This is a genomic window from Nocardia sp. NPDC003269 (genome assembly GCF_042888005.1).
Classification (GTDB): domain Bacteria; phylum Actinomycetota; class Actinomycetes; order Mycobacteriales; family Mycobacteriaceae; genus Nocardia.
The window spans coordinates 425,006-451,654 of the sequence record NZ_JBIAPA010000002.1; the positions used below are offsets into that span (position 1 = coordinate 425,006).

The following is a 26,649-nucleotide window of genomic DNA, read 5'->3' on the forward strand; positions in this document are numbered from 1 at the left end:
GAGTTCCACCGATGGCCGACAACGACGAGCTACGCCGGTATCTGAAGAAGACCGCGAAAGAGCTGTACGAGACCAAGCAGCAGCTCCGTGAGCTCACCGATCGGTCGCAGGAGCCGATCGCCATCGTCGGCATGGCCTGCCGGTACCCCGGCGGCGTGCGGTCACCCGAGGACCTGTGGCGGGTGACCGCGGACGGCGTGGACGCGGTCGGGGCCTACCCGGACGATCGTGGCTGGGACCTGGAGCGCCTCTTCGACACCGACCCGGACGCGCCCGGCACCGTCTACACCCGCGACGGCGGATTCCTCGACGCCATCGGTGATTTCGACGCGGCGTTCTTCGGGATCGGGCCGCGCGAGGCGGCCGCGATGGACCCGCAGCAGCGGCTGATGCTCGAGGCGTCCTGGGAGGCGCTCGAGGACGCGGGGATCGACCCGGTGTCGTTGCGCGGCAGCGAGACCGGGGTGTTCGCGGGTGTCATCCACCAGCACTACGGTCCGCGCATCGGGTCGGCGGCCATCAGCGCCGAGACGGAAGGCCATGCCTACCTGGGTGTCTCGAACAGTGTGCTGTCCGGGCGGATCGCGTACTCGTTCGGCTTCAAGGGCCCGGCCATCTCGGTCGACACCGCCTGCTCGTCCTCGCTGGTGGCCCTGCATCTGGCCTGCCAGGCCCTGCGTCAGGGTGATGCCACCCTCGCGCTGGCCGGTGGCGTCACCGTGATGTCGGATCCCTCCCTGCTGATCGCGTTCGCGCGGCAGCGCGCCCTGTCCCCGGACGCTCGCTGCAAGGCGTTCGCGGCCGCCGCGGACGGGACGGGCTTCTCCGAGGGCCTCGGCGTGCTGGTGCTGGAGCGGCTGTCGGACGCGCGGCGGCTCGGGCATCCGGTGCTGGCCGTGGTGCGGGGCAGCGCGGTCAACCAGGACGGCGCGAGCAATGGCCTGACCGCGCCCAACGGTCCGTCGCAGGAGCGGGTCATCGCACAGGCGCTGGCGAACGCGGGGCTGGAGCCCGCCGACATCGACGCCGTCGAGGCGCACGGGACCGGCACGATGCTCGGCGATCCGATCGAGGCGCGGGCGCTGATCAGCGTCTACGGCGCGCGACGCGCGGGCGCGCCGCTGCGGCTGGGCTCGCTCAAATCGAATGTCGGGCACACCTCGGCCGCGGCCGGCGTCGGCGGCGTGATCAAGATGGTGCAGGCCCTGCGCCACGGTGTCCTGCCGAAGACCCTGCACGTGGACGCGCCCACACCGCACGTGGATTGGTCGGCGGGCACCGTCGAGCTGCTGCGGGACAACGCGCCGTGGCCCGCGGGGGAGCGGACCCGGCGGGCCGGGGTGTCGTCGTTCGGGGCCAGCGGCACCAACGCGCACCTCATCCTCGAGGAAGCACCCGCCGAGCCGGTCGACGACGAGGCCGCGCCGGTCGCGACCCCGGTCGGGCCGGAGGTCGTGCCGCTGATCCTGTCCGGCAAGTCCGGCGACGCCCTGCGCGCGCAGGCGGATCGCCTGCGGCAGTGGCTGATCGACGAACCCGACCGTGATGTCCGGGAGGTGGCGCACGCGTTGACGACCTCGCGGGCCCTGCTGGAATGGCGGGGCGCGGTCGTCGGCCGGGACCGGGACGAACTGCTCGCCGGGCTGGCCGAGCTGGCGGCGGGCGCGCCCGGCGCGCTGACGGCCACGGCGACCGCGGAGCGCACGGCGTTCCTGTGCACCGGTCAGGGCGCGCAGCGCGTCGGCATGGGCGCGGACCTGTACCGCGCGTTCCCGGTGTTCGCGGCCGCGCTCGACGAGCTGTGCGCGGCCTTCGATCCGCTGCTCGGGCGGTCGCTGCGCGAGGTGATGTTCACCGACGCCGACGGCCTGCTCGACCGCACCGAGTTCACCCAGCCCGCCCTGTTCGCCTTCGAGGTGGCGATGTGCCGGCTGGTCGAATCCTTCGGCGTGACACCGGATTTTCTGATCGGCCATTCGATCGGCGAACTGGCGGCCGCGTACGTGGCCGGGGTGTGGTCGCTGCCGGACGCGTGCGCGCTGGTGGCGGCGCGGGGCAGGCTGATGGGCGCGCTGCCGGTGGGCGGCGCGATGCTCGCGGTGGCGGTCACCGCCGAGCGCGCGGGCGAGATCGTCGCGGGTCTCGGTACGCGGGTGTCGATCGCGGCGGTGAACGGTCCGTCGTCTTCGGTGCTGTCCGGGGAGGCCGACGCCATCGAGGAGATCGAGCGGCAGCTCACCGCCGAGGGGGTGCGGACGAGCCGGTTGCGGGTCAGCCATGCCTTCCATTCGGCACGGATGGAGCCGATGCTGGCCGAATTCCGCACGGTGGCAACCGGTATCACCTACGCGGCGCCGCGGGTGCCGATCGTGTCGAACGAGTCCGGCGAGCTCGCGGACGCGACGGTGACCGATCCCGAGTACTGGGTGCGGCAGGTGCGTGGCTGCGTGCGGTTCGCGCCGGGCGTGGCCGCCCTGGTCGCGGCGGGCGCGCGGCGGTTCGTCGAGCTGGGCCCGGACGCGGTGCTCACGGCCATGACCGGGGAGTGCCTGGCCGAGACACCGGAGATCGAGTCGGTGTCGACAGTGGCGGCGCTGGCGCGGCGGTCCGTCGACGCGGTGACGCAGTTCGTCACCGCGCTGGCCCGGTTCCAGGTCGCGGGTGTGCCGGTGACATGGGCACCGCTGTTCGCGGATCGCCCCGCACCCCGTATCCCGTTGCCCACCTACGCCTTCCAGCGTCGGCGTCACTGGTTGCAGCCCGACCACAGCGGCTCGGCCGGTGCCTCGGATCATCCGATCCTGACGGGCGTGGTCGGCATGGCGGGCACCGACGAGTGGCTGCTCACCGGCAGGCTCTCGCTGCGGACCCAGCCGTGGATCGCCGATCACATGACCTACGGCGTGGTGGTCGTGCCGAGCGCGACCCTGATCGAGTTCCTGCTCGCCGCGGGCACGCGGATCGGCTGCGAGGTCGTCGACGAACTCACCCTGCAGGCGCCGATCCTGCCGGCCGACGACACCGAGATCGAACTCCAGGTCCTGGTCCAGGCCGCCGACGCGGTGGGACGTCGCCCGTTCGAGTTCTACTTCCGGACCTCGCCCGAGTCGGAGTGGGTGCACAACGCCACCGGCGCGCTCGCCGCCCGCTGGGACGGCGACGCGGCCCTGATGGAGCGGCTGCGCGACGAGGACTGGCCGCCCGCCGACGCCGAAACAGTCGACAGCGACGGACTTCCGGCGCGGATCTCCCGGGACGCCGGGCTCGAGTACGGTCCGGCGTTCCTCGGCGTGCGCGCCGTGTGGCAGCGCGACGACGCCGTCTTCTCCGAGATCGCCCTGAACCTCGACGCGGCACCCGAAGCGGGCCGCCACGAGCTGCACCCCGCCCTGCTGGACATGGTCATGCACGCGGGATTCGCCCAGTTGCTGTGGGGCGAGGGGAATCCCGATCCGGACACGGGTCGGCTGCTGTTCCGGTGGGGCGGTGCGCGCTTCCACACACCGGGGAAGGTGCCACCGGAGGTGACCTCGCTGCGGGTCGTCGCGGTCGCGTCCGGCCCGGAGACCCTCTCGGTCGCGGCGATCGATTCCGAAGGCGCGCCGATCATCTCGGTCGACGCGGTCGTGATGCGCCCCTACGACGTCAAGGAGTTCCGGAGCACGGTCGCCGGTGCCGAGGCGAGCCTCTACGAGGTGCGCTGGGAGCCGGCCACGGACACCGCCGGGCCCGCCACCGTGGCGACGACGGCCACCCTCGCGGCCACGACCGTGCCGGGGATCGACCTCGCGTTCGCCTCGGTCGCGGACCTCGCTGCGGCGGAAGCTGTTCCGGCTGTCGTGGTGTGGCGAGCCGGTGCGCGGGGCGCGGAGGGCCCGGAAGCGGTGCGCACGGCTGTCCACGACACCTCGGCCACGCTGAAGCACTGGCTCGCCGAGGAGCGGCTGGCCGCGACCCGGCTGCTCGTCGTGACCACGGACGGCGCGGGAATGCCCGGTGATACACCCGATCTCGCCGCCGCCGCGATCTGGGGTCTGGTGCGGAGCGCGCAGTCGGAGCACCCCGATCGCTTCGTCCTGATCGACGAGGACCCGGCCACACCACTCGATTCCGACCGGATCGCGGCCGCGGTACGCTCCGGCGAACCGCAGGTGGCGATCCGCGGTGACCGGCTGCTGGCACCGCGATTGGTGCGCGCGGCCACCGCCGACCCGGCACCGGTCTCCGTCGGCGACGGAACCGTGCTGATCACCGGCGGCACCGGTGGACTCGGTGCCCTGTTCGCCCGCCACCTCGTCACCGCGCACGGCGTCCGCGAGCTGGTGCTGACCTCCCGTCGCGGCCCCGAGGCACCGGGCGCCGCCGAACTGGTGGCCGAGCTCGCGCGGCTGGGCGCCGCGGCGCGCGTGGTGGCCTGCGATGTGGCCGACCGGGACGCGGTGCGCGCGCTGCTCGACGGCATCGGCACCGGGCTCACCGCCGTCGTGCACACCGCCGGGGTGCTCGCGGACGGCACCGTCGCCACGCTGACCGACGACCAGATGGACCGGGTACTGGCCCCGAAGGTCGACGGCGCCTGGCATCTGCACGAACTGACCCTGGACCGGACGCTGTCGGCGTTCGTGCTGTTCTCCTCGATCGCGACCGTGCTCGGCACGGCCGGGCAGGGCAACTACGCCGCCGCCAACGGCGTCCTCGACGCGCTCGCCCGGCGCCGCCGGACCGCCGGGCTGGCCGCCACCTCCCTGGCCTGGGGGCCGTGGAACCAGGGCAGCGGCATGACCGGCGACCTGGATCGCGCCGCCCTCGCCCGCTGGGACCGACTGGGCACGAGCCCACTCGCGAACGCCGACGGCCTGCGCCTGTTCGACGAGGCGCTCGCCCACCCAGCGGCGTGCCTGGCGCCGACCGTGTTCGACGCGGGCGCGCTGCGCCGGGAGACCGATCCCGCGGCCGTCCCCGCCGTCCTGCGCGGTTATGTGCGCCGCTCGACCCGCCCGGCGCACGCGGCGACCGCGGCGCCGGTGGGCTCCCTCGGTGCCCAGCTGGCCGAGGTCCCCGAGGCCCGTCGCGCCGAACTGATCCTGGACGTGGTGCTGGCCCAGGCCGCCGCGGTGCTCGGCCACGAGTCGGGTAGCGATATCCGGCCCGACCAGCGCTTCGACGAGATCGGCTTCGACTCCCTCGGCGGCGTGGAGTTCCGCAACCGCCTCGGCAAGGCCACCGGCCTGCAACTGCCATCGACCCTGGTGTTCGACCATCCGACCCCGGCGGCGGTGGCCACGCTGGTGCAGTCCCGCGTCACCCCGGCGACCGGTGCGCCCGTCACCAAGACCGTGCGCCGGGTCAGGGCCGACGAGCCGATCGCGATCGTCGGCATGGCCTGCCGGTTCCCCGGCGGTGTCGAATCACCGCAGCAGCTCTGGGATCTCGTCGCCGCCGGGGTCGACGCTACCGGCGAATTCCCTGCCGACCGCAGCTGGGATCTGCCCCGCCTGTTCGACGCGGACCCGGACAAGCCGGGGACCGTGTACACCAACCGCGGCGGATTCCTCTACGACGCGGGCGATTTCGATCCCGGCTTCTTCGGGATCAGCCCGCGCGAGGCGTCGGCGATGGACCCGCAGCAGCGGTTGCTGCTCGAGGTGTCGTGGGAGGCGCTGGAGGACGCGGGCATCGACCCGGTCTCGTTGCGCGGCAGTGACACCGGTGTGTTCGCAGGCGCGGGCGCCTCGGGCTACGTCGACCGCGTTGTCGGCGACCTGGAGGGCTATCGGCTCACCGGCACGACCAGCAGCGTGATCTCCGGGCGCGTGGCCTACGTCCTCGGGCTGGAAGGTCCCGCGGTCACCGTGGACACCGCGTGCTCGTCGTCGCTGGTGTCCCTGCACCTGGCCTGCCAGGCGCTGCGGCAGGGGGAGAGCTCGCTGGCGCTGGCCAGCGGTGTCACCGTCGCGGCGACTCCCTACCTCTACGTCGACTTCGCCCGGCAGCGCGGCCTCTCGCCGGACGGGCGCTGCAAGGCGTTCTCGGACGCGGCCGACGGCGTCGCCTTCGCCGAGGGCGTCGGCGTGCTGGTGCTGGAACGGCTCTCCGACGCCCGCCGCCTCGGCCACGACGTGCTGGCCCTGGTGCGCGGCACCGCCGTCAACCAGGACGGCGCGAGCAACGGGCTGACCGCGCCGAACGGCCCGTCCCAGGAGCGGGTGATCGCCCAGGCGCTGGCCAGCGCCGGACTCACCCCCGCCGACGTGGACGCGGTGGAAGCGCACGGCACCGGCACCCCGCTGGGTGACCCCATCGAGGCCAACGCGCTGATCGCCGCCTACGGCCAGGACCGGGGCGAGCGCGAACCGCTGCGCATCGGCTCGATCAAATCGAATATCGGGCACACGGTCGCGGCGGCCGGGGTCGGTGGCGTGATCAAGATGGTGCAGGCACTGCGCCACGAGACCCTGCCCGCGACCCTGCACGCCGAAGTGCCGTCCCCGCACGTGGATTGGTCGGCGGGGGCGGTGCGCCTGCTGACCGAGCCGGAACCGTGGCGCGCGGGCGGGCCGGTGCGCCGGGCGGGTGTGTCGTCGTTCGGTGTCAGCGGCACCAACGCGCACGCCATCCTCGAGGAAGCGCCCGCCGTCCGATCGGTCGTCGCGGAGCGGACCGCCGACGGTCCGCGCACGGTGCCGCTGCTGGTGTCGGCCAAGAGCCGGACCGCGCTCGCGGCCCAGGCGGCGCGCCTGCGGACCTGGCTGCTCGACCACCCCGACGCCGACCCGGCCGACGTGGCGTACTCACTCGCGACGAGCCGCGCGCAGCACGAATACCGCGCGGCGGTCCTCGGCGGCGACCGGGACGACCTGCTGGACCGGTTGGGCAAGCTGGCCGCCGGGACCCCGTCGACCGGCGTGGTGTCCGGAACGGTGGGCTCCGGCAAGACCGCGTTCCTGTTCACCGGTCAGGGCGCGCAGCGGGTCGGGATGGGTGCCGAGCTGGCGCACGCCTTCCCGGTCTTCGCGTCGGCACTCGACGAGGTGTGCGCCCGGTTCGACCCGCTGCTGGGATGTTCGCTGAAGCAGGCGATGGTCACCGGACACCTGCTCGACGATCAGGGCGTCGCGGCGGACGGGATCCTGGACCGCACCCGGCTGACCCAGCCCGCGCTGTTCGCCTTCGAGGTGGCGCTGTACCGGTTGGTGGAATCGTTCGGGCTCGTCCCGGATCTGGTGATCGGCCACTCCATCGGCGAACTGGCCGCCGCGCACATCGCGGGAGTGTGGTCCCTCGACGACGCCTGCCGACTGGTCGCGGCGCGCGGTGCGCTGATGGACGCGCTGCCCGCAGGCGGCGCGATGCTGGCTGTCGCCGCCACCGAGGCCGAAGTCGCCACGGCCGTCACGGAATTCGCCGATCGGGTGTCGGTGGCCGCGGTGAACGCGCCCACCGCCGTGGTGATCTCCGGTGACGAGGACGCCGTCGACGCGCTCGATCGGCGATTCGCCGAGCAGGGCCGCAAGACCAGCAGGCTGCGCGTCTCGCACGCGTTCCACTCGCATCGGATGGAGCCGATGCTGGCCGAGTTCGAAGCGGTGGCGGCGGGCATCACATATCACGCTCCCCGAATTCCGCTGGTGTCCAACGTCTCCGGCGAGCTCGCCGGAGACGAGATCCTCGCCCCGGCGTACTGGGTCGCGCAGGTACGCGGCGCGGTCCGGTTCGCGCCGGGTGTCGAGACCCTGGCGGCCTCGGGCGTGCGCCGATTCCTGGAGATCGGTCCCGACGCGGTGCTCGCGGCGATGACGCGCCAGACCCTGCCTGCCGAGATCGAGGAGCGATCCACGGTCGCCGCGGCCGCCCGCCGCGACCACGACGAGGTCGCCCAGTTCCTGACCATGCTCGCCACCGCGCACACCGCCGGAGCGACGCTGGACTGGACCGGGCTGTTCGCCGCGGGCCGGGTCGCGCGAGTCGGCCTGCCCACCTACGCCTTCGAGCACCGGCGGTTCTGGCTCGACGCCGCACCGGTCGGCACCGGCGCGACCTCGGCGGAACATCCGCTGCTCACCGACGTGGTGCGGGTGGCCGACCGGGACGAGTGGCTGTTCAGCGGCCGCTTGTCGCTGCGCACCCACCCCTGGATCGCCGACCACATGACCTACGGCGTCGTACTCGTCCCGAGCGCCGCGCTCATGGAGATGCTGCTGGTCGCCGGCGCGCGCATCGGGTGCGGCGCGGTCGAGGAGCTCACCCTCGAGTCGCCGATCCTCCCGCCCCCGGAGGGCGCGGTGGAACTCCAGGTCCTGGTCCGGGAACCGGATGCCGCGGGGCGCCGGTCGTTCACCTTCCACTACCGGCTCGCCGACGCGGCCGACACCGAGTGGACGCGCAATGCCAGCGGCGTGCTGAGCGGTCATCAGCTCACCGATATCGGGCTGATGGAGATGCTGCGCGCCGAGCCGTGGCCGCCGGTCGGCGCGGCACCGGTCGATCCCGCCTGGATTCCCGCCCAGGTGGGCCGGGTGGCCGGACTGGAATACGGACCGTCCTTCTACGGCATCGATGGCGCGTGGCGCACCGGCGACACCATCTTCTCCGAGGTCACGCTGAGCCAGGAGGTGCCCGCCGACCGGTTCCAGCTGCATCCGGCGCTGTTCGACATGGTGATGCACGCCGGACTCGTCTGCCTGATCTGGTCCGACGAAGCGAACAACCCGGCCGAGGGCAAGTTGCTGTTCCGCTGGGGCGCGACCCGCTTCCACACCACCGCGAAGGTGACGTCGCTGCGGGTGATGGCCATCCAGCGCGACAGCGAGACCATCACGGTCGTGGCCGTCGACCAGGACGGCAACCCGGTCGTCTCCATCGACGAAGTGGTCATGCGCTCCTACGACGTCCAGCAGTTCCGCGCCAATCTGGCCGGTGGCCGCGCGGCCCGCTACGGGGTGCGCTGGACGGCGGTCGGCACGCCGGACGGACTCGCGCAGGCGGGCAGCGCCGCCGTCCTCGGCGCCGCCCCGGTCCTCGGGATCGACGAGCACCACCCGGATCTGGCGGCGCTGGCGGCGGGCTCGGTGCCCGACCTCGTCGTCTGGTCCGAAGCCGCGGCAGCGCACCAGGAGTCGGCGCCAGGGGATCGGGTGAAGGACGCGCTGGCGACGGTGCGCGGCTGGCTGGCCGACGACCGGTTCGCCCGGTCGCGACTGGTCGTGGTCACCCGGCGCGCGGCCGGACTGCCCGAGGAGACACCGGATGTCGCGGCGGCGGCGGTCACCGGTCTGATCCGCAGCGCACAGACCGAGTACCCCGGACGGATCGTGCTGGTCGACGCCGACGCGACGCCCGTGTCGGCGGAAGCGATCCGGGCCGCCATCGCGACCGGCGAGCCGCAGGTGGCGGTGCGCGGCGACCGCGTCCTGTCCCCGCGTCTCGAGCCGGTGACCACAGCGGCCACCGACCCGGTCGCCTTCGGCCGGGGCACGGTGCTGATCACCGGCGGCACCGGCGGATTGGGTGCCCTGCTGGCCCGGCATCTGGTGACCACCCACGGCGTGCGGCAGCTCCTGCTGGTGTCGCGGCGCGGCGCGAGCGCCGACGGCGCGACGGAACTCGCCGAGGCGCTGACCGGGCTCGGCGCCGAGGTGCGGATCGCCGCGTGCGATGTCACCGACCGGGACGCCGTCCGCGACCTGCTGCTCGACGTCCCGGCGGAGCATCCGCTGACCGGCGTCGTGCACACCGCGGGTCTGCTGGCGGACAGCACCTTCCACGCCCTCACCGCCGAGCAGGTCGATCGGGTGTTCGCGCCGAAGGCCGAGGCGGCCTGGCACCTGCACGAGCTCACCCGCGATCTCGACCTGTCCGCGTTCGTCCTGTTCTCCTCGGTCGCCGGCGTGCTCGGCTCGGCCGGACAGGCGAACTACGCCGCCGCGAACAGCTTCCTGGACGCGCTGGCGATCCGGCGCCGGGCCGAAGGACTGCCCGCGCTGTCGCTGGCCTGGGGTCCGTGGCAGCAAGACATCGGCATGACCGGCACCCTGGACCGGCTCGCCCTGAGCCGGATGGAGCGACTCGGCCTCGCGCCGCTGGACCGCGCCGACGGTCTGCGCCTGTTCGACGACGCGCTGACCACCGCCGACCCGGTGCAGGCCCTGGTCCACCTGGACACCGACAAGCTCCGCCTCGAAGCGCACACCGGCCCGGTGCCCGGCGCCCTGCGCGGCTTCGTCCGCACCAGGGACCGGGCGGCCGCGACCCCGAGCAACGAACCCTCGCTCGGCGAGCGCCTGCACGGCGTGGCCGAGCCGAAGCGCCGCGGTCTGGTCCTGGACCTGGTGCGCGACACCGTCGCCGCGGTGCTCGGCTACGGCTCGGCCGACGACATCGCCCCCGATCGCGGCTTCGACGAACTCGGCTTCGACTCGCTCGGTGCCGTCGAGTTCCGCAACCGGCTGTCGGCCCTGACGGGCCTGTCGCTGCCGTCGACCCTGGCGTTCGACTACCCGACCGCCGGTGACCTCGCCGACTACCTGCTGGCGCGGACCACCGTCGTCGCACCGGCCACCGCGGCGGTGACGCCCGACGACATCGCCCGGCTCGAGTCGCTGCTCGACCGCATCATCGCCACCGCGGGCGATGACGACGACACCGTCGCCGGCCTGCGCGGCGTCAACAACCGCCTGCGCACCTACCTGTCCGGCCGCTGGCCCGACAGCGAGTACGACGATCTCGACCTGCCCTCCGGCAGTGAGCTCTTGGATTTGATCGACGAGGAGTTTGGCCCAGCATGAGCAACCCCGGCACCAGCAACGAGGAACGACTCAGCCGGTATCTGCGCAAGCTCACCGGAGACCTCCGCGCCGCCAAGAAGCACATCGACCAGCTCGAGGAGCGGGCCGCCGAACCGATCGCGATCGTCGGCATGAGCTGCCGGTATCCCGGTGGCGTCGAGACCCCGGCCCAGCTGTGGGATCTGGTCGCGACCGGCACCGACGCGGTCGGCCCGTTCCCGGCCGACCGCGGCTGGGACCTCGAGCGCCTGTTCGACCCCGACCCCGACGCGGCGGGCGCGATCTACACCCGCGAGGGCGGGTTCCTGCATGCCGCAGGCGATTTCGACGCGGGGTTCTTCGGGATCGGGCCGCGCGCCGCCGAGGCGATGGACCCGCAGCAGCGGTTGTTCCTGGAAGCCGCCTGGGAGGCACTGGAGGACGCGTGCATCGACCCGGTGTCGTTGCGCGGCAGCGACACCGGGGTGTTCGCGGGCGTGATCCATCAGGACTACGGGCCGCGCGTCGGCTCGCCCGGACTGACGGCCGAGGCGGAAGGCCATGCCTACCCGGGTGTTTCGGCCAGTGTGCTGTCCGGGCGGGTGTCGTTCACCTTCGGCCTCAAGGGTCCGGCGCTGTCGGTGGACACCGCCTGCTCGTCCTCGCTGGTCGCCCTGCACCTCGCCTGCCAGGCGTTGCGCCAGGGTGACACCTCGCTCGCCCTGGTCGGCGGCGTGACCGTGATGTCGGATCCCACCCTGCTGATCGCCTTCGGCCGCCAGCGCGCGCTGTCGCCGGATGCCCGGTGCAAGGCCTTCGCGGCCGGGGCGAACGGCACCGGCTTCTCCGAGGGTCTCGGCATGCTGGTGGTCGAGCGTCTCTCGGACGCGCGCCGCAACGGCCACCCGATCCTCGCGGTGGTGCGCGGTACGGCCGTCAACCAGGACGGGGCCAGCAGCAGGCTGACCGCGCCCAACGGTCCCTCGCAGGAGATGGTGATCGCGCAGGCGCTGGCCAATGCCGGTCTGACGCCCGCCGATATCGACGCCGTCGAGGCGCACGGCACCGGCACCACCCTCGGCGACCCGATCGAGGCCCAGGCCCTGATCGCCGCGTATGGCCGGGACCGCACCGGTGCCCCGCTGCGCATCGGCTCGCTCAAGTCGAACATCGGTCACACCTCCGCCGCGGCGGGCGTCGGCGGTGTGATCAAGATGGTGCAGGCGATGCGCCACGAAACACTGCCCGCGACACTGCATGTCGACGCCCCGACCCCGCATGTGGACTGGTCGGCGGGCACCGTGCGGGTGCTCACCGAGGCGGAGCCGTGGCCCGCGGGCGAGCGGGTGCGCCGGGCCGGTGTGTCCTCGTTCGGCGCCAGCGGCACCAACACCCACGTCATTCTCGAGGAAGCCCCGGCCGCGGTCGAGGCCGCCGCACCGGAGGACGACGACGCGCCACCGGCCGTTGCGCTCGGCGTCACCCCGGTGCTGGTCTCCGCGAAAACCGAAGCGGGCCTGCGAGATCAGGCCGCCAAGGTGCTGCGGTGGGTGACCGACCACCCCGAACTGGGCGTCGACGACATCGGCTATTCGTTGTCGACCACGCGTGCCCGGCTGGAGTGGCGCGGTGCGTTCGTGGCCGCCGACCGGGACGGACTGCTCGCCGGGCTGACCGCCCTGGCGGAGTCGTCGCCCGCCGGTGGGGTGACCACGGGCCAGGCGGTGCTGCGCAAGACCGCGTTCCTGTGCACCGGCCAGGGCGCGCAGCAGCACGGCATGGGACGCGCGCTGTCCGCGGCGTTCCCGGTGTTCGCGGCCGCGCTGGACGAAGTCTGCGCGCAGTTCGACCCGCTGCTGGGAATCTCGCTGCGGCAGCTGATGGTCGACGGCGCCGACGCCGCGCTGCATCGCACGGAGTACACCCAGCCCGCCCTGTTCGCCTACGAGGTCGCGCAGTACCGGCTGTGGGAATCGTTCGGTGTGACAGCGGATGTCCTGCTCGGTCATTCGATCGGTGAGCTGGCCGCCGCCTATCTGGCCGGCGTGTGGTCGCTGCCGGACGCGTGCCGACTGGTGGCCGCGCGTGGCCGCCTCATGGGGCGGCTGCCCGAAGGCGGCGCGATGCTGGCGGTCGCGGCGAGCGAGGCCGAGGTCACCGAGGCGCTCGCGGCGCACTCAGGCTCGGTGTCTATCGCCGCGGTGAATTCGCCGACCTCCGTGGTGGTTTCCGGTGACGAGGACGCGGTCACGGCGCTGGAGCGGCTGTTCGCCGAACGTGGCCGCAAGACCTCGCGGTTGACGGTGTCGCACGCGTTCCACTCGCACCGGATGGACGCGATGCTGGCCGAGTTCGATTCCGTCGCCAGGGAAGTGACCTACCAGCGACCCCAGCTCCCGCTGGTCTCGAACCTGTCCGGTGAACTCGCGGGCGACGAGCTGCTCGACCCCGCCTACTGGGTGCGGCAGGTCCGGGAGGCCGTGCGGTTCGCCCGTGGCGTGGACACGCTCGTGGCCTCGGGTGTGCGCCGGTTCGTCGAGATCGGCCCGGACGCGGTGTTGTCCGCGATGACGCGGCAGTGCCTGCCGGACGAGATCGAGGCGCAGTCGCTGGTGGTCGCGGGCGCGCGGCGCGGGCAGGCCGAGGTCGAGCAGTTCGTGCGGTGCGTTGTCGCCGCCGAGGTAGTCGGCGTGGAGGTCGACTGGGCGGCGTTCTTCGCGTCGCGGCCGGTCGCCCGGGTGTCGCTGCCCACCTACGCCTTCCAGCGCCGTCGCTACTGGCTCGAGACCTCCGTCGGCGCCGCCGATGTCGAGTGGGCCGGGCTGGGCGCGGCGCGGCATCCGCTGCTGGGTGCGGTGGTGTCGGAACCGGAGTCCGGCGGTGTCCTGCTGACGGGACGGCTGTCGGTCGCGACCCAGCCCTGGCTGGCCGACCACATGGTCGCGGGTGCGGTCCTGCTGCCGGGCACCGGGTTCGTCGAGCTGGCGTTGCGCGCGGGTGCCGAGGCCGGGTATCCGGTGGTCGAGGAATTGACCTTGCAGGCACCGCTGCTCCTGCCCGCCGCGGGTGGGACGCAGATCCAGGTGGTGGTCGGCGGGACCGACGACGACGCGCTGCGCCGGTCGGTCGCGATCTACTCGCGCGGCGAACACGACCGCGACGGACAGTGGCTGCTGCACGCGCGCGGTCTGCTCGCCGGGGAGTCCGCGGCGCTCGACGCCGCCCCGCAGACCTGGCCGCCCGCCGCGCCCGGCATCGATGTCGCGGCCGCCTACACGGCGCTGCTGGCCCGCGGCTACGACTACGGACCCGCCTTCCAGGGTGTCCGAGCGCTGTGGCGACGCGGCGCCGAGGTGTTCGCCGAGGTCGCGCTCGACACCGAAACCGGTGTCCGGGCCGAAGGATTCGGTATCCACCCGGCCCTGCTGGACGCGGCCATGCAGGCCGGTCTGCTCGCCGGTGTGCTGGACGGCGCGCCGGAGTCACCGTTCACCATCCCGGCCGGACAGGTGGTGCTGCCCTTCTCCTGGGAGTCAGTCGCGCTGCACGCCGCCGGAGCGTCCGTCCTGCGCGTGCGGCTGGTGTCGACGGGGTCATCGGTCGCCTGCACCGCGACCGACGACCAGGGCCGACCGGTGCTGTCGGGCACGCTGACGACCCGGCGGACGCCACTCGACCAGCTCACCGCCGGCGTGGCGAAGCCTGCCGCGCCGCTGTTCGCGCTGACCTGGTCGCCGGTGACGACCGAGCCCGCCACGGCGCTCCCGGCTCTCGGCCGATGGGACGACCTGGACGCGGAGTCCTCGGTACCGCCGGTGGTCGTCGTCGAGGCCGGGTCCGGCTGGTCCGCGACCACCGACCCGGACGTGGTGGCCACCACCCATGCCGAGGTCACCCGCGTTCTCTCCGTGATCCAGCAGTGGCTGGCGCGGGAGCGTTTCGCCACCAGCACCCTGCTCATCGCCACCCGGGGCGCGGTCGCGCTCCCCGGCGACGACCTCCCCGGTGCCGCCGTCTGGGGCCTGGTGCGTTCCGCCCAATCCGAGGACCCGGGCCGCATCGTCCTGGTCGACACCGACACCGCCGTCGACCCGAGCCTGGCGGCCATCGTTCTGGCCGTCGGCGAACCGCAGGTCCTCGTCCGCGACGGTGTCATTCACACCGCCCGCCTTACTCGCCCGGACAGCCGCACGGGGGCTACGGCAGGCCTCGCGGAGGTTGCCACTTCGGGTGCGGGCGCTGCGGGTACTGGTGCGGATGCTGCCGCTGCCAGCACGGGTGCTGCGGCTCCCGGAGCTGACGCAGCGGTCACCGAATCGACCGCAGTCGCGGGCTTCGGGGACGGGACTGTCCTGATCACGGGTGGCACCGGTGGTCTGGGTGGGGTGATCGCTCGGCACCTCGTGGCCGGGTACGGGGTGCGGTCGCTGCTGCTGGTGAGTCGCCGGGGTCCGCGGGCCGAAGGCGTGGACGCGCTGGTCGCCGAACTGGCCGAGTCCGGTGCGCGGGTGCGGGTGGTCGCGGCTGACGTCACCGATGCCGCCGCGGTGACCGCGCTGCTGGCCGAGGTGCCCGAGCAATCGCCGTTGACCGGGGTGATCCATGCCGCCGGTGTGCTCGACGACGGGGTCATCGGCTCGTTGACCCCCGAGCGGATCGACAACGTCCTGGCGCCGAAGGCCGATGCCGCCTGGTATCTGCACCAGGCGACCGCCCACCTGGATCTGTCGGCATTCGTGGTGTTCTCCTCGGCGTCGGGCACCGTCGGTGGCCCCGGGCAGGGCAACTACGCCGCCGCCAACACCTTCCTCGACGCGCTCGTGGCGCATCGCCGAGCCACCGGGCTGGCGGGTCAGTCGCTCGCGTGGGGTCTGTGGGCTCGCTCCAGCGGGATGTCCGGACAACTCGGTGATACCGATGTGGCCAGGATGAGCCGCACCGGATTCACCGCCATGCCGGACGACCAGGCGCTCGCCGGATGGGACGCGGCCCTCGCCCACGGCACCCCGCACGCCGTGATCGCCGTCCTCGACACCGCCGCGATCCGGGCCCAGGCCGAGGCCGGACTACTGCCGCCACTGCTGCGTGACCTGGCGCCCGCGACCCGCCGGACCGCCGCCTCGACAGTGGTGTCGGACTTGCGGATTCGGCTCGCTGGCGCGGACGCCGACCGCAGGCGGCAGTTGGTGCTCGACACCGTGCGCACCCACATCGCGGATGTGCTCGGGCACGACAGCGTGTCCGCGATCGATCCCGCTCGCGCCTTCCAGGATCTCGGCTTCGATTCGCTGAGCGCGGTCGAGCTGCGCAACCGGCTCAAGACCGTCACCGGTCTCGCCCTGCCCGCCACGGTCGTCTTCGACTATCCGACACCGCAGGCGCTGGCCGAGCACCTGGCCGACGAGTTCCTCGGCACGACAACCGATATCGATGTCACGGCGGGCCGGGCGGTCGACGGCGATCCGATCGCGATCGTCGGCATGGCCTGCCGGTATCCGGGCGGGGTCGGCACGCCCGAGGACCTGTGGCGGCTGGTCGCCGACGGTGTCGACGCGGCCTCGGAGTTCCCGGTGAACCGCGGCTGGGATACCGCGCGGATCTACGACCCCACCGGCGAGAAACCGAACACCACCTACACGCGCGAGGGCGGATTCCTGCACGACGCGGGCGCTTTCGACCCCGCGTTCTTCGGCATCAGCCCCAACGAGGCGGCCGCGATGGACCCGCAGCAGTTCCTGCTGCTGGAGAGCTCGTGGGAGGCCTTCGAGCGGGCCGGTGTCGATCCGGCGACCCTGCGCGGCACCGCGACCGGCGTCTTCACCGGCATGATGTATCACGACTATCCGGTGAACGCGAACTCCGGTTCCATCGCCTCCGGCCGGGTGTCCTATGTATTCGGGCTGGAGGGGCCGTCGGTCACCGTCGACACCGCGTGCTCGTCGTCGCTGGTCGCCCTGCACCTGGCCGCGCAGTCGCTGCGGTCGGGGGAGAGCGATCTGGCGCTGGCCGGTGGTGTGGCCGTGATGGCGACCCCGGAGACCTTCGTGGAGTTCAGCCGTCAGCGTGGGCTGGCGCCGGACGGGCGCAGCAAGTCCTTCGCCGATGCCGCCGACGGTGTCGCCTGGTCCGAGGGCGTCGGCGTGCTCGTGCTGGAACGGTTGTCCGACGCCCAGCGCAACGGTCATCGGGTGCTGGCGGTCGTCGCCGGTTCGGCGGTCAACCAGGACGGCGCGTCGAACGGTCTGACCGCGCCGAACGGTCCGTCGCAGCGCCGGGTGATCCGTCAGGCGCTGGCCAATGCCGGGGTTTCACCGGTCGAGGTCGACGCGGTCGAAGCGCACGGTACCGGAACGACTTTGGGTGATCCGATCGAGGCGCAGGCCCTGCTGGCGACCTATGGCCAGGACCGTGCCGAGGATCGTCCGCTGTGGCTGGGTTCGCTGAAATCCAATATCGGGCACGCGCAAGCCGCCGCCGGTGTGGGTGGCGTGATCAAGATGGTCATGGCCATGCACCACGGCGTGCTGCCCCGCACCCTGCACGTGGATCAGCCCAGTACCAAGGTGGATTGGTCCGCGGGACACCTCCGCTTGCTGACCGAGGCCGTCGCGTGGCCGGAGGCCGATCGGCCGCGTCGCGCCGGGGTGTCCTCGTTCGGGATCAGTGGTACGAACGCGCACGTCATCGTGGAACAGGCGCCCCCGGTAGCGGATTCGACGCCGACGGATGGCGACACGGGACTGCTTCCGTGGGTGTTGTCGGCGCGCAGTGACGATGCCCTCGCCGCCCAAGCGGCCCGGCTGGGCACGCACCTCGGCGAATTCGCTCTCGAGTCACGGGATGTCGGATTCTCGCTGGTATCTACGCGCGGTGTCTTCGAGCACCGCGCCGTGGTCCTGGCCGACGACCCGGATCGCCTGCGCGCGGGAATCGCGGCGCTGGCCGCTGGTTCGGCGGTACCCGGGGTGGTGACCGGCCGGGCGGTGGCGGGCACGACCGGCTTGGTGTTCTCCGGTCAGGGCGCGCAGTGGGCGGGTATGGCGGCCGAGCTGCGCGCCACCTATCCGCTGTTCGCCGGGGCCTTCGACGAGATCGTGGCCGGGCTGGAGCCGCTTCTGGCGCAGCCGGTGTCGCTGGGCGAGGCGCTCTCGGCCCCGGACTCGATCAACCGGACGGTGTTCGCGCAGGCGGGCCTGTTCGCCTTCGAGGTGGCGCTGTTCCGGCTGCTCGAATCCTGGGGTCTGCGTCCGGACGTGGTGGCCGGTCATTCGATCGGTGAGGTGGCCGCCGCTCATGTCGCGGGGGTGCTGTCGCTGGGTGACGCGTGTGCCCTGGTGGCGGCGCGCGGCCGGTTGATGCAGGCGCTGCCCGCGGGTGGCGCGATGGTCGCGGTGGGTGCGCCGGAAGCCGAGGTGCTGCCGCTGCTGGGCGACGCGGTGTCGATCGCCGCGGTCAACGCCCCTGCGGCGGTGGTGCTGTCCGGTCCCGAGGACGCCGTCACGGCCGTCGCCGAGGCGTGTGCCGAGAACGGCTGGCGGACACATCGTTTGCGGGTTTCGCACGCCTTCCATTCGGCGCTGATGGAACCGATGCTGGCCGAATTCGCCACGGTGGTGGCCGAATTGACCTTCGCGCGGCCGAGTATCGACCTCGTGTCGACGGTCACCGGACGCCGGGTCGAGGACGAGCTGTCGGACCCGGCCTACTGGGTCGAGCAGGTCAGGGCGACGGTGCGGTTCGCCGACGCGGTCGCCACCATGGCCGAGCTGGGCGTGACCAGGTTCGCCGAGGTGGGACCCGACGCTGTCCTCACTCCGATGATCACCCAGGTCATCGACGATCCCGCCGCGACCGTGGTGGCGCTGGCTCGTCGCGACCGGGCCGACGCGTCGTCGGTGCTGACCGGCGTCGCGGGCCTGTTCGTCGCGGGCGCGGCCGTGGCCTGGACCGGGCTGTTCCCCGGCGCGCGGCGCGTCGACCTGCCCACCTACGCCTTCCAGCACGAGCGGTTCTGGCTCGACGCCAAGCAGGCGCTGGCGAAGTCGTGGCTCGGTGCCGAGCTGGGCGGCGTCACCGCGGTCGGCCTCGACGCGGTCGACCATCCGCTGCTCGGCGCCGTTGTCCCGCACCCGGAGTCGGGTGGGGTCAGCTTCACCGGCCGCTGGTCCGTGGACACCGTGCCGTGGTTGGCCGATCACAGCGTGCTCGGTGTGGTGCTGCTGCCGGGCACCGGATTCGTGGAACTGGCCGGGTATGTCGGCGGTCTGCTCGGCTGCCCGATGGTGGACGAGCTCGTCCTGCACACGCCGCTGACGGTGCCGTCCGAAGGCAGCGTCGCGGTGCAGGTCGTGGTGGCCGCCCCCGATGACGCCGGACGCCGGCGGCTCGGCGTGCACTCCCAGCAGACCGCCGACGGTCCCTGGGCCCTGCACGCCGAAGGCGTGCTGGCGCCGACCGCGACCACCGCCGACTTCGAGCTGACCGCCTGGCCACCGGCCGGAGCCGAGCCGATCGACGTCGACAGCGCCTACGACGAATTGCTCGATATCGGGTACGGATACGGCCCGTTCTTCCAGGGTCTGCAGGCGGCCTGGCAGCGTGGCGACGAACTGTTCGCCGAAGTGGCGCTGCCCGATCCGCGCGACGCCGAGGGCTTCGGCATCCATCCCGCGCTGTTCGATTCGGCCCTGCACGCCGGGATCGTCCACGGGCTGCGTGGTGGCGTCGACGGCTTCCCGGCGCTGCCGTTCACCTGGAACCAGGTCGTCGTGCACGCGGCGGGCGCCGCCGCCGTGCGCGTCCGGATCGTGCTGGACGGCACCAGGTATGCCCTCCAGCTCGCCGATGACCAGGGGCAGCCGGTCATGTCGGTGGGCGCGCTGGTCTCGCGGCCCGTCTCGGCCGAACGGCTGGGCGCGGACCGGATCTCGGAGTCGCTGTTCGCGGTCGACTGGGTGCCCGTGGCAGCGGTGGGCGAGCCGGTCCGCCTCGCGCTGGTGGGTGCCCCGGGTGAGGTGCCAGGCTACGCGGATCTCGCGGCCCTGGTCGCCGACCTCGACGCGACCCCGGAACCGGTGATCCCCGAGGTCGTCGTGCTCGTCGCGCCGGATCATCCGGGCACGGCGCCGGAGGCGGCCCGCGACGTACTCGCCGACGTCCTCGGCTCGGTGCAGCGATGGCTGGCCGATCCACGGTGGGACGGCGCGCGTTTGGTCGTGCTCACCTCGCGCGCGGTGCACGCCGACGAGATCAACCTGGCACAGGCGCCGATTTGGGGGCTGCTGCGTGCCGCGCAGGCCGAGCACCCGGGCCGCCTCCAGCTCCTCGATCTGGACACCGAGCCCGATCCGGTTCGGATCGCGTCGGCCGTGGCCGCCGGGGAACCCGAGGCGGCGCTGCGCGACGACACCCTGCTCGTCCCGCGTCTGACCAGGGCCACTCCCGGCACGGTCGCGCGGTCGATCGACACCGGTACGGTCCTGATCACCGGTGGCACCGGCGGTTTGGGCGCGGTGTTCGCGCGGCACCTGGTGACCGCGCACGGCGTCCGTCGGCTGCTGCTGACCTCCCGTAGCGGTGCGGCCGCGACCGGTGCGGCCGAATTGCGTTCCGAGCTGGCCGAACTCGGCGCCGAGGTGACCATCGCCGCGTGCGATGTGTCCGATCGCGCCGCGCTGGCCGCCCTGCTCGCCACCGTGCCCGCCGAGCATCCGCTGGTCGGTGTGGTGCACGCGGCGGGCACCGCCGACAACGGGCTGATCGAGGCGCTCACCCCGGAGCGGATCGAGCGGGTCTTGCGGCCGAAGGCCGACGCCGCCTGGCATCTGCACGAACTCACCGCGGCGTCCGCGCTGTCGCTGTTCGTCCTGGTGTCCTCGGCGGGTGGCCTGGTCCTGCCCGCCGGGCAGGCGAACTACGCGGCGGCCAATGTCTTCCTCGACGCCCTCGCCGCGCACCGGCACCGGCTCGGACTGCCGGCGACCGCGCTCGACTACGGCATGTGGGCGCGGGCCACCGGCCTGGGCACCGACCTGTCCGAAGCCGACTTCGACCGGATGCGCAGGCAGGGCTTCCCGCCGCTGACCGAGGCGGAGGGGCTGGCGCTGTTCGACGCGGCCATCGCCACCGACGCGGCCCAGCTGGTGCCGCTGCGGGTCGACCCGGCCGTGCTGCGGACCCGCGGCGAGCAGATCCCCGCGCTGCTGCTCGCGATCGCCCCCGCACCGGCGCGTCGTCCCACTCGGACAGCCGCGGGCCAGGCGTTCCTGCGCAAGCTGGCCGGGCTGTCCGACACCGATCGCGGCGGCGCGCTGCTCGAACTGGTCCGGACGGTGGCCGCCGACATCCTCGGCCATGCCTCGGCCGACGCCGTCGTCGCCGATCGGCCGTTCCAGCAGCTCGGCTTCGACTCGCTCGGCGCCGTGGAGTTCCGCAACAAGCTCAACACCGCGACCGGCCTGCACCTGCCCGCCACCCTCATCTTCGACTACCCCACCCCGGGGATCGTCGCGGAGTTCCTCGATTCCCAGCTCACCGGCACGGTGACGACCGAGCAGCGGGTGGTCGGCCGGGTCCGCGCCGACGACGATCCGATCGCGGTGGTGGCCATGAGCTGCCGCTACCCGGGCGGTGTCGCCTCGCCGGAGGACCTGTGGCAGCTGGTGACCTCGGGTGGGGACACCACGGGGGACATGCCGCGCGATCGCGGCTGGGACCTGGACGGCATCTACGATCCCGAACCCGGCAGGGCGGGCAAGACCTACACCCGGCGCGGCGGATTCCTCTACGAGGCCGCCGAGTTCGACGCGGACTTCTTCGGGATCAGCCCGAACGAGGCGACCGTCATGGACCCGCAGCAGCGCGTGCTGCTCGAGGTCTCCTGGGAGGCGCTCGAACGGGCCGGTCTGGATCCGGCGGTGCTGCGCGGAAGTTCGACCGGTGTGTTCACCGGCGTGATGTACCACGACTACGCGCAGGGCTCCGGGACCGGCAGCAGCGCCGCGGGCAGCCTGGTCTCCGGCCGGGTGTCGTATGTGTTCGGGCTCGAGGGTCCGTCGGTCACGGTGGACACGGCGTGCTCGTCGTCGCTGGTGGCGCTGCATCTGGCCGCGCAATCGCTGCGCTCGGGGGAGTGCGAACTCGCCCTGGCCGGTGGTGTGGCCGTGATGGCGACGCCGGACATGTTCCTCGAATTCGGTCGTCAGCGCGGGCTCTCGCCCGACGGACGGTGTAAATCGTTCTCCGACAGTGCCGATGGCGTCGGCTGGTCCGAGGGCGCGGGTGTGCTGGTGCTGGAACGGCTCTCCGATGCCCGCCGCAACGGTCATCAGGTGCTGGCGGTGCTGGCGGGGTCGGCGGTGAATCAGGACGGTGCGTCCAACGGGTTCACGGCACCCAATGGTCCGTCGCAGCAACGAGTGATTCGCCAGGCGCTCGCCAATGCGGGGGTGCCTGCGGTGGAGGTCGACGCGGTCGAAGCGCACGGCACCGGAACGACTTTGGGTGATCCGATCGAAGCGCAGGCCCTGCTGGCGACCTATGGCCAGGATCGCGCCGACGATCGTCCGCTGTGGCTGGGTTCGCTGAAATCCAATATCGGTCATGCGCAGGCGGCGGCCGGTGTGGGTGGCGTGATCAAGATGATCATGGCGATGCGGCACGGGGTGCTGCCGCGCACCCTGCACGCGGATCAGCCCAGTACGAAGGTGGATTGGTCCGAGGGTCATGTCCGTCTGCTGACGGAATCGGTCGCGTGGCCGGAGGTGGATCGGCCGCGGCGTGCGGGTGTTTCCTCGTTCGGCATCAGTGGGACGAACGCCCACGTCATCGTGGAACAGGGACCGCCGGTGGCGGATTCGCCCACCCCGGTCGCACCGCTCGGCGAGTCGACTCCGTGGGTGCTGTCCGCCCGCAGCGGCGCGGCGCTGGCCGATCAGGCCGCACTGCTGGCGGCCCGGGTCGGCGACCTCGACCCGATCGATCTCGGCTTCTCGCTGGCCTCGACGCGGAGCGTCTTCGAGCACCGGGCTGTCGTCCTGACCGGCGACCGGTCGGAGCTACAGGCACTGGCCGACGGCACCGAGACGCCGAACATGGTGCACGGCAAGGTGATAAATGGTTCGACGGGCTTCGTCTTCTCCGGCCAAGGCGCGCAGTGGGCGGACATGGCCACCGGGCTGCGCGCGGCCTACCCGGTCTTCGCGGAGCACTTCGACGGCATCGTCGACCGGCTGGAACCGAGACTGGGACAGCCTGATTCGCTGGCGACCGCCCTCGGTGACGGAGATCTGCTCGCCAGGACGGTGTTCACCCAGGCGGGCGTGTTCGCCTTCGAGGTGGCGCTGTTCCGGCTGCTCGAATCGTGGGGCGTGCGGGCCGAGGTGGTGGCCGGGCACTCGATCGGTGAGATCGCGGCCGCCCATGTGGCAGGCGTGCTGTCGCTCGACGACGCGTGTGTGCTGGTCGCGGCGCGGGGCCGGTTGATGCAGGCGCTGCCCGCCGGTGGCGCCATGGTGGCTGTCGGCGCGGCGGAGGCCGAGGTGCTGGACGTGGCCGCGCGGCTCGATGCGAAGGTGTCGATCGCGGCGGTCAACGGACCGGCCTCGGTGGTGCTGTCCGGCGGTGACGCCGAGGTCGCCGCCGTGGTCGAACGCTGCGTCGAGCAGGGGTGGCGCACCCACCGGCTCACGGTGTCGCACGCCTTCCACTCGGCGCTGATGGAACCGATGCTGGACGAATTCGGCGCTGTCGTCGCGGGGTTGAGCTTCGGCAAGCCCGCGCTGACGCTGGTCTCCACGGTGACCGGCGCCAGGGTCACCGACGAGATGACCGATCCCGCCTACTGGGTGCGTCAGGTGCGCGACACCGTGCGCTTCGCCGACGCGGTGACCACCATGGCCACGCTCGGGGTGAGCCGCTTCGCCGAGGTCGGGCCCGACGCCGCCCTCACACCGATGGTCGCCCAGACCCTCGACACCGCGACGGCGGTCGCGCTGACCGTGCGCGGCGACGGGACGCCCGCGACCCTGCTGACCGGCCTCGCCCGGCTGTTCGTGACGGGCACGACGGTGGACTGGGCCCGCCTGTACACCGGGACCGGCGCGCGCCGGGTCGAGCTGCCCACCTACGCCTTCCAGCGCCATCGGTACTGGCTGACCGAAGGGTCGACCGGCGGTGGTGACGCACGATCGATGGGCCTGGTGTCCACCGGGCATCCGCTGATCTCGGCGGTGATCGCCCAGCCGGACTCCGACACGGTGCTGCTCACCGGCCGCCTGTCGACCGCCACCCAGCCGTGGCTGGCCGATCACCGGGTGCACGACGCCGTGCTGTTCCCCGGGACCGGCCTGGTCGAACTCGCCCTGCACGCCGCCGACCGGGTCGGCGGCACGACCCTGGACGAGCTGGTGCTGCGGGCACCGCTGGTGCTGCCGGAATCCGGTGGCGCGGCGCTGCGCGTCGTCGTCGGCGACCGGGACGACACCGGCCGTCGCCCGATCCGGATCTACTCCAGCCCGGACGACGGCGACACGGTGTGGACCCTGAACGCCGAAGGCACCGTCGGCACGGACCCGGCCACGCCCGGTGCCGACCTCGCCGCGTGGCCGCCCGCGGGCGCGCGGCCGCTGCCGATCGACGACGGCTACGACGGACTGCGCGCGGCAGGCTACGGCTACGGCCCGGTCTTCCAGGGCCTGCGGGCGGCGTGGCTCCGTGGCGACGAGGTGTTCGCCGAGGTCGCCCTGCCCGAACCCCGGCTCGCCGACGGGTTCGGCCTCCACCCCGCCCTGTTCGACTCGGCGCTGCACGCGCTGCTGCTCGCCGGGGAATTGCCTACGGCGGGAGCGGCTCTCGCGTTGCCGTTCGACTGGTCCGGTGTCACCGTGCACGCCGCGGGTGCCACCGCGCTGCGGGTGCGGATGACCCGGGTCGGCGACCACAGTGTGGTGCTCGACCTCGCCGACCCGTCGGGTGCGCCCGTCGCCACGGTGCGCAGGCTCGCGTCCCGGCCGATGGACCCGGCGCAACTCGTCGCCGGTGCCTCCGTCGTCGGGTCCGCGCTGTTCGATGTCGGCTGGACGCCGATCACGGTGGCGGAGAACACGATCGAGACGGTGTCGTGGGAACGGCTCGGCGCGACCGTCCCGCCCGCCGTGATCCTGGACTGCCCGGCGGGCGACGATCCCGCCACGGTGCGGGCCGCGACCCATCGGGTGCTGCGCGCGGTGCAGTCCTGGCTGGCCGACGCGCGATTCGCCGACTCGGTCCTCGTCGTGCGCACCACCGGTGCCGCCGCCGTCGCCGACACCGACCGCGTCGACCTGGCGGGCGCCGCCGTCGGCGGCCTGGTGCGGGCCGCGCAGTCCGAGAGCCAGGGCCGGATCGTCCTGGTCGACAGCGACACCGACCCCGGCCCGCTGCTCGGCGGCATCCTCGCAACCGGTGAACCGCAGGTCGCCGTGCGCGGCGCGACGGTGCATGCCGCGCGACTGCGCCGGATCGCCACCACCGCCCTCGGTTCCGTGCAGGCCCCGGCCTACGACCCGGCGGCGACCGTGCTGATCACCGGCGCCGGTGGTCTGCTCGGCGGAATGTTCGCCCGGCACCTGGTCGCCACGCACGGCGTCCGGCGGCTGCTGCTGCTGAGCAGGCGGGGCGAAACCGCGCCCGGCGCCGCCGAATTGCGGGCGGAGCTGGCCGAATCCGGTGCCGAGGTGCACTTCGCCGCCTGCGATGTCGCCGATCGGGACGCGCTGTCCCGCGTGCTCGCCGACATCCCGGCCGGGCATCCGCTGGCCGGGGTGTACCACCTGGCCGGCGTGCTCGACGACGGCGCCATCGCCTCGCTGACCCCGGACCGGCTGGACACGGTCCTCGGCCCCAAGGTCGATGCGGCCCTGCACCTGGACGAGCTGACCGCGGGCCTGCCGCTGCGGGCGTTCGTGCTGTTCAGTTCGGCAGCGGGCGCTTTCGGTAATACCGGCCAGGGCAACTACGCGGCCGCCAATGCCTGCCTGGACGCGCTCGCCGCCCGGCGCAGGGCGGCGGGGCTGCCGGGGCAGTCGCTGGCCTGGGGTCTGTGGGACGGCGGCATGGCCGGGGAACTCGGCGACGTAGACCGGCTCCGGATGACCCGCACCGGCATGCTGCCGCTGTCGCGGGCCCACGGTCTCGCGCTCTTCGACGCCGCGGCCCAGCTCGACATCGCGGCGCCGATCCTGGCCAGGATGAACCTCGACGTCATGCGCGACGCGGGCTTCGCGCCCGCGCTGCTGGCCGGGCTCACCACGCCACGCCGCAAGGCGGCCGACGGCACGGCCGCCGCGCTGCGCGCCCGCCTGGCGGGCACTCCGGCCGGGGAACGGCTCGGGGTGCTGGTCGAGCTCGTGCGTGATCGGGGCGCGGCGACCCTCGGGCACCGGAACGGGACCGTGATCGATCCCGACAAGGCGTTCAGCGATCTGGGTTTCGATTCGATCACCGCGCTCGAATTCCGCAACAGCGTGCAAGCCGCGACCGGTCTGGCGCTGCCCGCCACGCTGGTCTTCGACTATCCGACTCCGGCCGCGCTGGCCGAGTATCTGCACGCGGAACTCACCGACCACCCGGCCGCTGACCCCGGGGCCGACCAGCCGGACGACGAGATCCGCCGCGCCCTGCAGACCATCCCGCTCGCGCGGCTGCGCGAGGCGGGCCTGCTCGACGCCCTGCTCCAGCTGACGCAGGGACCGGACGACCCCGGCGGCGACGACCCGGCCGACCCGGCCGACGCGATCGACGATCTCGACCTCGACGATCTGATCGAGCTGGCCTTCCACTCGGAGGACTGACCGAGATGTAACCGCATCGAAAGACAGCCTCCCGATAGACATTTCGCCGGAGTGTT

2 protein-coding genes are annotated in these 26,649 nt (G+C 72.8%); both read left to right on the forward strand.

All coding sequences use genetic code 11. From position 1 onward, the window contains the following. The first annotated feature begins 11 nt into the window (after nucleotides 1-11). Complete coding sequence (locus tag ACFYWJ_RS12580; RefSeq protein WP_355280780.1) at nucleotides 12-10,784, forward strand: type I polyketide synthase; 10,773 nt, start codon at nucleotides 12-14, stop codon at nucleotides 10,782-10,784. After that, nucleotides 10,781-26,593 carry a type I polyketide synthase gene (locus ACFYWJ_RS12585; RefSeq protein ID WP_355280781.1) on the forward strand — a complete coding sequence of 5,271 codons (15,813 nt, stop codon included), beginning with the start codon at nucleotides 10,781-10,783 and terminating at the stop codon, nucleotides 26,591-26,593. Before ACFYWJ_RS12580 ends, ACFYWJ_RS12585 begins: the two co-directional genes overlap by 4 nt. The last annotated feature ends 56 nt before the right edge of the window (nucleotides 26,594-26,649 follow it).